This window comes from Candidatus Poribacteria bacterium (genome assembly GCA_021162805.1).
Lineage (GTDB): Bacteria > Poribacteria > WGA-4E > B28-G17 > B28-G17 > JAGGXZ01.
Map to the genome: position 1 here is coordinate 1 of JAGGXZ010000121.1, position 9,850 is coordinate 9,850.

The following is a 9,850-nucleotide window of genomic DNA, read 5'->3' on the forward strand; positions in this document are numbered from 1 at the left end:
GAGTTTCTCAGGATTTTGATCTCCCTCATTTGTCTGTTTCCCGCTCTATGGTTGCTTTCTTCATCCCTCTCTCAAACTGGGGGTGAACCAGGGAAAATCTCTAATTCACCTTGATCCGCCTACAGGATTTATGCTATAATTCTGCGGAAAAACGGAATATAATTCGGGTGTAGGTGCCGGGGATAACCCGGAGAATAGGGAAGTGCGGTGAGATTCCGCCGCGGCCCCGCCACCGTGATCGGCGTTAACCTCTCCTCATGAAGGCCACTGGAGAGCCCATTAAGCCCTCTGGGAAGGCGAGGAGAGGTTGCCGTAAGCCGGGAGACCTGCCTGCACCGAGGAGTCTCACAGCTTTCGAGGGGAAGCTGTGGGATAGATCTTTGATCCCCGGTTTCCTCTGAAAGCCGGGGATTTTTGTTTCTCTCCTCGGATATCCCCGCCCTGCATCTAAAAGATCATCCCAAAAGGAGGTTGAAGATGAGGTATCTTCTCCTTTTTGCCGTCCTATCTCTGAGCGTTGGCCTAGTTTTTGGGGGACAGGAGGAATCGCTCCGGATTTCACCCGTCGTTGTTACCGCGACACGGTATGAGATCCCGATCCAATATCTCACCGAACCGGTTCAGATGATAACACCCCGGGAGATAGCGGCGTGGAATCCGCAGTCGCTTTTCGACACTCTCAGGCTCGCCAACGGTTTCTCGCTGAAACGCACAGGTGGGCCGGGACAATGGACAACCCTGAGGTTCAGAGGAGGAGCATCCAAACATTTGCTCCTTTTAATAAACGGGGTAAGGGTGAGCGATCCTTCAACCCCCTCAGATGATTTCGGCCAGTTCTTCTCCTACTTCGATCCATCCGATATCGAGAGGATAGAGGTGGTCGGAGGACCGCAGGGGGCTTTATATGGATCGGATGCCGTCTCAGGGGTTCTCAACGTCATAACGAGATCACCTGTGGGAAAACCCTCTTTCTCCTTCGGAGCCGAAGGTGGTTCGCTCGGGAGAGTCAAAACCCTTGCGAGGGCAAAAGGGAATTACGGAGATCTCGGATATTTCCTGTCGCTATCGGGTGAAGGAGCAGGTGGGGTTTTGGAGCACGAGGAGTTCAAAAACAAAACCCTTTCATCCAATCTGAGCTATAAGCTTTCGATGGGAAGCAGGATCTCTCTGTTCACCCGGTTTTCCGACTCCTTCGTCAACTATTCCCACTGGTGTGGGAGGAAGTTCAAAGCGTATGACGATCCAAGAGCTTATAAGTACACCAAGTCGTTGCTTTTCTCCCTTGGCTTTGAGGGGAAGCCGACGAGATCGCTCGATTATGACCTGAAGCTCTCCCTCAACAGGACGAGACGAAAATATGAGGATCTGGATGACGGGGTGCTCGACGCGAAGGATAACGTGAAGGATTATCCGCTTGACAAGCATTATAAAGGCACGAACCTCACCGCAAATGCCCAAGTGGTTCTGAAACCGATCGAAGAACTAAGGGCGATTTTAGGATTCGATTTCCTGCACCAACAGGCTGAGAGCGACTTTGATGGAGAGCTATGGAACGCCTCGCCCTATCTCGCGTGTCACGCCATTTTGATGGGCGGATCGACGATCCTGAACATCGGGTCTCGGCTTGACAATCACAGCATTTTCGGTCAGAACCTCACATACAAGTTCGGTGCCGCGTACCTCCTGAAGGGCCTCGGCATGAAGCTGAGGGGAAGCTTCGGAACAGGTTTCAAAGCCCCATCGCTCTACCAGATGTTGAGCCCGCTTTATGGTAATAAAGAGCTTAAACCGGAGAAAAGCATAGGGGTGAACGTGGGGATCGAAGGGAGGTTCTGGGAGAACAGATTAGCGATAAATATCGATCTGTTCAAGAACAACTTCAAAGACATAATAACCTTTGAGTCGCTGTTCGATGAAAAGGGAAAATGGATTGGCGGAAGGTATGTGAACAGGGAGAAGGCCGAGAGTAAAGGGATTGAGCTTTCGCTCCTTGCTGCTCCCGTGAGGCCCTTAAGGCTCGGGGTGGGTTATACCTACACGGAGGGTAAAGAAGGGGACGAACCACTTTCACTCGTCCCCAAGCATAGCCTAAACCTGAGATCTATCTTCTCCCACGGGAAGTTCAGCGGAGGAATTTACATCTTCAAGGTCGGCGAGAGGCTCGCCTACGACCATAAACATAAGATTAGACCGTACACGAGGGTTGATCTCTCCGGTTCATACAGACTTCCAAAGGGGTTCGATCTTTTCCTGAAGGTTGAAAATCTCTTAAACGTGAACTACGAGGAGGCGGCAGGATATAAGGCCCCCGGACTATGCGCCTTTGGAGGGATAAAGTTGAGCATTTAACAATCAATGGAAGGGTGAGACGCCTAGGGGATGGAAAGAGCAAAATGTCTGAGGCCGGTGTCAAGCATGAGAGGAGGTGAAACGCCCTCCCAAAAGGAGAAGACTAGGGAGTCAAAGGATGAAGACAGGGGAACTGGTTCTCTGGGTTACCACCGACTGCAACCTCCGTTGCCGTTACTGCTACGCCAACGGCGGAGAAAACCCGGAATACATGGACTGGCAGGTAGCAAAACGAGCTTTGGATCTCATGCTCAATTATTTCGATAGCTTCAAAGTTCAATTCGCCGGCGGCGAGCCTCTGCTCAACATGGACTTGGTCGAGCAAGTGGTGGGATACACAAAGAATTGGGGGATTCGTTATCAACTCCAGACCAACGCCATCCTCATCGATAGAGGGGTCGCGCGATGGCTTAGGAAGCTCGGGATATCGGTGGGGGTGAGCCTCGACGGCCTTCCGGAGGTGAACGACCGCCTTCGTCCCTTCCCCGACGGACGGGGCTCAACCGCTGCCACCATAAGCGGGCTGGAAAACCTTCGGGCGGAGGGGATTCGGGTGGGGCTCACCTGCGTCCTCTCGGCGGAGAACGTCGCCGGACTGCCCGGGCTTGTCGAGCTTGCAAGCTATCTGGGGAATGTAGAGGGCATCTCCCTTGATCTTTTGCGGCCGATGGGAAGGGCCAAGAGAGGGGAAGTAGGTCCCGCAGACCCTGCTTTGGCGGCCCGCTCGGTAAATGCCGCTTTGAGGCGTGCGGATGAGCTTGCCCTTATGGGCGGGAGGAGGATCAAGTTTCGAGAGGTGGAACGCATTCGCTATCTCCTCTCCCACGGGCTTGAGCGCAAGTATCGCTGTCCTTTCGATGCCCGTCGGTATCTGGTAGTGGATCCGAGAGGGAGGGTTTGGCCCTGTCCTTCCCTTGTGGGCTTTCCCGAGTTCTACCTGGGCGATGTCTTTGAGGAGGGCTTCGCCGATGAACTGGGCGATAGATTAGAGAGGTGCCGAGGGCTCATCGCTCTGCCCCGCTATTGCTCCGCCTGCCCCGAACGCCCGCTCTGCGGCGGGCCGTGCCTTGCCCAGACCTATACAGGGCAATTGAGCGGGGAGGTAAACCCGACCGAGTGCTACGTTAGGAGAGCGTTCATCAACTTCGCCAGAGGAAAAGAGGTGGCAAATCATGCCGCGAAAGAGATTTGTCTATCCGTTTAGCGCTATCGTGGGGCAGGAGAAGATGAAGAAAGCCCTGCTCCTCAACGCCATAAACCCTAAGATAGGAGGAGTGCTCCTGCGGGGCGAGAAGGGAACGGCGAAATCCCTGGCGGTGCGGGCTCTGGCCGAGCTCCTTCCGGAGATCGAGGTGGTCGCCGATTGCCCCTTCCTCTGCGACCCCGGACGTGAGGACGGGCTATGTGATAGCTGTGTCGCCAGGGTAGCCAAGGGCGAGAAGCTCAGCGTTGCCAGGAGGAAAGTGCCGCTGGTGGAGCTTCCGCTAGGGGCCACCGAGGACAGGGTTGTGGGCACGCTTGACATAGAGAGGGCGATAAAGACGGGGGAAAAGCACTTCGAGCCGGGGCTTCTCGCCGCCGCCAATCGGGGCATTTTATACATCGATGAGGTGAACCTGCTGGACGATCATCTGGTGGATGTCCTGCTCGATGCCGCCGCCATGGGGGTGAACTACGTGGAGAGGGAGGGAATCTCCTTCAGCCACCCGGCGAGGTTCATCCTGGTGGGGACGATGAACCCGGAGGAGGGGGAGCTCCGTCCGCAGCTACTGGATCGATTCGGGCTAGCGGTGGAGGTCAGGGGCATTCGAGATCCGGAAGCCAGGGCGGAGGTGGTGCGAAGACGAACCGCCTTTGAGGAGGATCCGGCGGCCTTCATCGCTTCCTGGGAAGGAGAGCAGGAGAAGCTCAGGCGGCGGATTATGGAGGCCAAGAAGCTGTTGCCCGAAGTTAAACTCGGCGAGGAGATGCTGAAGCTCATCACAAAGATATGCCTTGACTTCGCCGTTGACGGCCACCGTGCCGACATCGTGATACATAAGACCGCTACCACCCTTGCCGCCTATTACGGGAGGACCGAGGTGAATGAAGAGGACGTGAGAGAAGCGGCCGAGCTGGCACTTCTTCATCGCCGTCGCCGCCGGCCCTTCGAGGAGCCAGAGCTGAACGAGCAGCAGTTGGAGAAGAGCATTCAAAGCTGGCGTCGGAATCGGGAGAATAAGCCTGAAGATGAGCCGGAGCAGGGGGAAAACCCTCCGGCCGCCGACCCACCTCCACATAATGATCCTCCCGACGATGGGGAAGAGCCTGAAAGGGAGCGGACCTTCGAAGCCGAGCCGCCGTATAAGGTGAGGCCGCTTATCGCCCCCCTGCGGGATCAGATTTCTCGAAGCGAAACGGGAAGGAGGTCGAAGAGCAGGACCGATTCCAAGGCGGGACGCTATGTGGGCAGTGTCATCCCCTGTGGGAAAGTTGCCGACCTTGCCTTTGATGCCACCCTGCGGGCAGCAGCTCCCTTTCAGACGAGAAGAAGGAAGGAGACGCCCGGATCAAATGCGCTGCTCATCAAAAGCCACGACCTCCGAGAAAAAGTGCGGGAGAAAAAGATAGGGAATCTCATCCTCTTCGTTCTTGATGCCTCCGGCTCGATGGCGGCCGAGGAGCGCATGGCGGCCGCCAAGGGAGCGGTCCTTTCCCTTCTGCTCGATGCCTATCAGCGGCGGGATCGGGTGGGGATGGTGGTCTTCCGGGGGGAGAAGGCGGAGCTGGTGCTTCCCCCGACGAACAGCGTGGAACTGGCGCAAAAATATCTGGCCGAGCTTCCCACCGGAGGGCGCACCCCTTTGGCTCATGGGCTGAAGCTTGCTCTGGATACCATTAAGGAGCAGCGGTGGAGAGATAAGCATATTATCCCTCTTCTGGTCCTGATCTCCGATGGGCGGGCAAATGTGAGCCTCGACGACGGTGATCCCGTGGAGGAGGCAAAAAGGGTAGCTCGGGAGATAAGGGCGGCGAATATCAGGTCAATCGCCGTTGATACCGAGCAGGGTTTTCCCACCTTCGGGCTGGTGAGGCAGATTTGCGACGAAATGGGAGGAACCTACCTTCGGCTTGAGGAGCTGAAATCCGAACCCATAGCCTCTGCGGTGAGGGAGAGCCTGGGCTACGGAGGTGAGTAGACATGGAAAAGGCAAGGATAGCCTATCTCACCACCGGCGGAGCCGATGTCATTCCGCTCGTCTCGGCGGTTAGAGCCATAATTGAGGAGAAGGGGGAGATTGTAGAGGTCTGCCTCCGAACAGGAGGGGATTTGGCGGAGCCGGGCGAATTGGAGAGGTTCATCCGGTTCGCCCAGGAAAGCCATCTCCTCATCATGCACCTAATGGGGGGAAAGAAGAGCCTCTCCCACTTCGACAAGCTCATATCCTCGCTTGAGGGCAGGGGCATCCCCATCCATGCCCAGGGGTGGGGTGGAGAGGCGGACATGGAATTGGTCCGGCTCTCCACCGTGAATGAGGATGACTACCGGAGAATCTCCCGCTACATCAACTACGGGGGAACCGAGAACTTCAAGAATCTTCTCCTCTATATAGCAAATCGCTTTGCCGGCGCCGAGCATGAGGTTAAGGAACCCGAGAGGCCGCCCTGGGAGGGGATCTATCACCCCGATTTCGATCACCTTCCCACCCTGGATGAATACTTGGAGAAAAAGTATATCCCCGGTCGGCTCACAGTGGGGCTCTGGTTTTATCAAAGTTTCTGGCAGACCCAAAACACCGTCTTCGTGGACAGGCTCATCGAGGAGATCGAAAGGAGGGGAGCGAACGTTATCTCGGTATTTCTCTACAGCGTTAAAGACGTGGATTTGGGCGCCAGAGGGGCGGAGTGGGTGGTTGAGAACTACTTCATGAGGGATGGCAAGCCTCTAATCGATGTCCTGATCAGTACCCTGATGTTTTCCTTATCCATGCGGGTGTCACGGAGCTCGGAGGGAAGCGAGGTGATGCCACAGGAGAACGAGGGCTTCTTGAAGGGGCTCGGGGTGCCGGTGATAAAGGCGATCTTAAGCCTCAGCACCCCGGAGGAGTGGAGGGATAGCCCTCAGGGGCTTAATCCCATGGATGTAACCATGAGCGTCGCCATGCCGGAGTTCGACGGCATGCTGATCACCGTCCCGGTAGCGGCAAGGAAGTTCTCCGAGACCGACCCTCTCACCGGGGCCAGAATAGTGAGGTATGAACCCATCCCCGAAAGGGTTGAAAAGGTTATTCGCCTGGGCCTGAACTGGGCTAAGCTGAGACATATCCCCAACGATGAAAAAAGGGTGGCCATCATCTTCCATAATTATCCGCCTCGAAACGACCAGATCGGCACCGCCTTCGGATTGGATTCACCCGCTTCGGTGTGGAATATTCTGCACGAATTGAAGGAGGCGGGATACAAGCTCGATCGCCTTCCCGAAAGCGGGCAGAAGCTAATCGAGGAGCTCATCGCAGGGCTCACCAACGATCGCAGATGGGCGAGCGCCGAGGAGATGGCCAGAAGGGCGGTGGCAAAGGTTTCCCCTGAGCAATACATGAAATGGTTTCAAGAGCTCCCGGAGGAGGTGCGGAGGAAGATGGTGCAGGCATGGGGGGAGCCTCCGGGAAAGCTCTTCAATTACAAGGGGGAGCTTCTCATCCCGGGGCTTATAAACGGCAATATCTTCATCGGGCTTCAGCCTCCGAGGGGGTTCCTGGATGACCCCGCCGCCATCTATCACAGCCCCGACCACCCCATCCCCCACCACTATTACGCCTACTATCGCTGGATTCGGGATGTCTTTCGGGCCGATGTAGTTATGCATATCGGAAAGCACGGCTCCCTGGAGTGGCTGCCGGGGAAATCGGTGGGGCTTTCGGAGTCCTGCTTCCCCGATATCGCCATCTCCGATCTCCCGAACATCTACCCTTACATCATCAACGATCCCGGCGAGGGCACCCAGGCGAAGAGAAGGAGCTACTGCTGCATCATCGACCACCTGGTTCCGGTGATGCACAACGCCGATGCGTACGATGAGCTGGCCGAGCTGGAAGTCCTGATAAAAGACTACAACCACGCCGCCCTTGAGGACCGGGGGAAAATTCCGGAGCTACAGAGGATGATATGGGAGAAGGTATGTCAGGCCAAGCTGAACCACGACCTGGAGGTTGATGAGGCGGCGGCCTTTGCCGATTTCGGCGGCTTCCTAGAAAAATTACATGGCTATATCCATGAGCTGGCCGATACTCAGATTCGAGACGGACTTCATATCCTGGGGGAGCCGCCGACGGGCCCGCGCCTGGACGAGTTTCTGGTCTCGCTGACCCGGCTTCCCAACGGCGATGTCCCCTCACTCGGGCAATCCCTGGCCGAAATGAAGGGTTACGATTATGAAGACCTCCTGGCGAATAGAGGAAAGCTCCGCCCCGACGGCAAAAGCAATGGGGAGATAATCGAAGAGCTTAATGAAACCTCCCTTAAGCTTGTGGAAAGGCTTCATGAGGAGGGTTTCAGGGAGGAGAGCATTGAGGCTGTAGCCGAGGAAATACTGGAGCAGGGCAATTCAAGCATTGAAAGGGTGTTAACCTACATTGCCGGTTCCCTCGTCCCCAATATAGCCGCCACCACCGATGAATTGACCAATACCCTGCTTGCCTCGAGCGGAGGATTTATTCCCCCCGGCCCCTCAGGTGCCCCCACCAGAGGAATGGCGGATATCCTCCCCACGGGCAGGAATTTCTACTCCGTCGACCCCCAGGCCATACCTTCCCCCGCCGCCTGGAGGGTGGGGGTGGCTCTGGGCGATGCTCTGCTTGAGCGCTATCTGAAGGATGAGGGGAAATACCCGGAGAGCATCGGCATGGTCATCTGGGGGACCGGCACCATGCGCACCAAAGGCGACGATATCGCCGAAGTCCTCTACTTAATGGGTATTAAACCGATCTGGGAAGAGGTTAGCGGAAGGGTGAAGGGAATCCGGGTTATCCCCCTGGAGGAGCTTGGACACCCTCGCATTGATATCACCCTTCGCATAAGCGGGCTCTTCCGGGATGCCTTTCCTAACCTCGTTCACCTGATTGACGAAGCGGTGGAGATGGTGGCTAATCTCGATGAGCCTCCGGAGTGGAATTACCTCGCCAAGCACGTTCGGGAGGAGGTGGAGGAGAAGGTGGCGGCGGGCATGAGCTTGGAGCAAGCCAGAGAAGAGGCGACCTACCGGATCTTCGGATGCAAGCCGGGGGCCTACGGCGCCGGGGTGAGCGATGCCATCGACGCCAAGAACTGGAAGGACGAGAAGGACCTCGGTGAGATCTATGTTGTCTGGGGTGGCTATGCCTATGGCAGAAGGAATTATGGAGTAACCGCCCCGGAGCAGTTTAAGAGGCGCCTAAGCCGGCTTGATTTAACGGTCAAGAACGAGGATACCCGTGAGTACGATATGCTGGACGCCGATGACTTTTACTCCTACCACGGGGGGATGATCGCCGCCGTCAAGGCATTTAAGGGGGAGCTACCTCGCTCCTACAGCGGCGATAGCTCCGATCCCGATCGGGTGAAGATAAGGAGCACGGCAGAGGAGACCAAGCATATCTTCAGGGCGAGGATCCTCAATCCCAAGTGGATTGAGAGCATGAAGCGGCACGGCTACAAGGGGGCGGCGGACCTCTCCCGGGCGGTGGATGTCGCCTTCGGCTGGGATGCCACAGCCGAGGTTCTGGAGGACTGGATGTATGAGGAGCTGGCCAAGAAATATGCCCTGGATAAGGGGATGCAGGAGTGGCTGAAGGAGGTCAACCCCTACGCTCTCCAGAACATCGCCGAGAGGCTCCTTGAGGCTATCGAGAGGGGGATGTGGCAGGCGACGGAGGAGATGAGACAAAAGCTGCGGGATATTTATCTGGGGATCGAGGGGGTGCTGGAGGAAAGTCGGTCGGTAAGCTAAGGCCTGAAAACCGGGCCATAAAGGAATAAAAAGGGGATGCGAGATGAGAAGAACGATAGTTGCTGGAGCGGTCATCCTGAGCTCGCTCTTGATCCTGGTGGGGTGTGCGAAGGCCACCTCTGCAACCCCCTCTGTGCCGGCTAAGAGGATCGAGATCAAGTATGCCAAGGGATTCAAGGTTGAGTATTTGCCCGATGGATGCAAGAAGGTTACCGATGGTGAGGGGCAGGAATTCATCCTCATACCTCGAGGGAAGAAGGTCAGCGGCTATGAAGATTACCGGCGGATAGAGATACCCGTAAGGCGGGTTGTTGCGCTCAGCACCACGCAGGTTTGCCTGCTGAGACCTCTTGGGGTTTTAGACAGCGTAATAGGAGTCACAACCCAAAAGGAGAGGTGGCACATCGAGAAGATAAGGAAAGGCATAGAGAAGGGAAGGATCGAGCTTGTGGGCAGTGGAATGGGAGGACCGGACTTTGAGAGGATCCTGGCCCTGAAGCCCGACGTAGTGTTCATGTATACCGGCTACCCGACGGC

General features: G+C 56.4%; 5 protein-coding genes and 1 riboswitch. All 5 genes read left to right on the forward strand.

Translation table 11 applies throughout. The features are described from left to right. The first annotated feature begins 154 nt into the window (after positions 1-154). Positions 155-349: riboswitch (cobalamin riboswitch) on the forward strand. Positions 350-477: 128 nt separating this feature from the next. Continuing rightward, positions 478-2,349: a TonB-dependent receptor gene (locus J7M22_09385; protein ID MCD6506822.1), complete on the forward strand. Its 1,872-nt coding sequence runs from the start codon at positions 478-480 to the stop codon at positions 2,347-2,349. 118 nt (positions 2,350-2,467) lie between these two features. Then, positions 2,468-3,553, forward strand: a complete 1,086-nt coding sequence (locus J7M22_09390) for a radical SAM protein (GenBank protein ID MCD6506823.1) — start codon at positions 2,468-2,470, stop codon at positions 3,551-3,553. Then, complete coding sequence (locus tag J7M22_09395; GenBank protein MCD6506824.1) at positions 3,522-5,528, forward strand: putative cobaltochelatase; 2,007 nt, start codon at positions 3,522-3,524, stop codon at positions 5,526-5,528. Before J7M22_09390 ends, J7M22_09395 begins: the two co-directional genes overlap by 32 nt. 2 nt (positions 5,529-5,530) lie before the next feature. Further along, complete coding sequence (gene cobN / locus J7M22_09400; protein MCD6506825.1) at positions 5,531-9,313, forward strand: cobaltochelatase subunit CobN; 3,783 nt, start codon at positions 5,531-5,533, stop codon at positions 9,311-9,313. Between the two features lie 43 nt (positions 9,314-9,356). Then, positions 9,357-9,850 (forward strand): ABC transporter substrate-binding protein (locus tag J7M22_09405; protein MCD6506826.1); only part of this gene is annotated, 494 nt, incomplete at its 3' end.

Excerpts from the sequence above, each read along its gene's own strand:
- J7M22_09385 (MCD6506822.1), top strand. The coding sequence starts at position 478 with ATGAGGTATCTTCTCCTTTTTGCCGTCCTATCTCTGAGCGTTGGCCTA.
- J7M22_09395 (MCD6506824.1), top strand. The coding sequence starts at position 3,522 with ATGCCGCGAAAGAGATTTGTCTATCCGTTTAGCGCTATCGTGGGGCAG.
- cobN (MCD6506825.1), top strand. The coding sequence starts at position 5,531 with ATGGAAAAGGCAAGGATAGCCTATCTCACCACCGGCGGAGCCGATGTC.
- J7M22_09390 (MCD6506823.1), top strand. The coding sequence starts at position 2,468 with ATGAAGACAGGGGAACTGGTTCTCTGGGTTACCACCGACTGCAACCTC.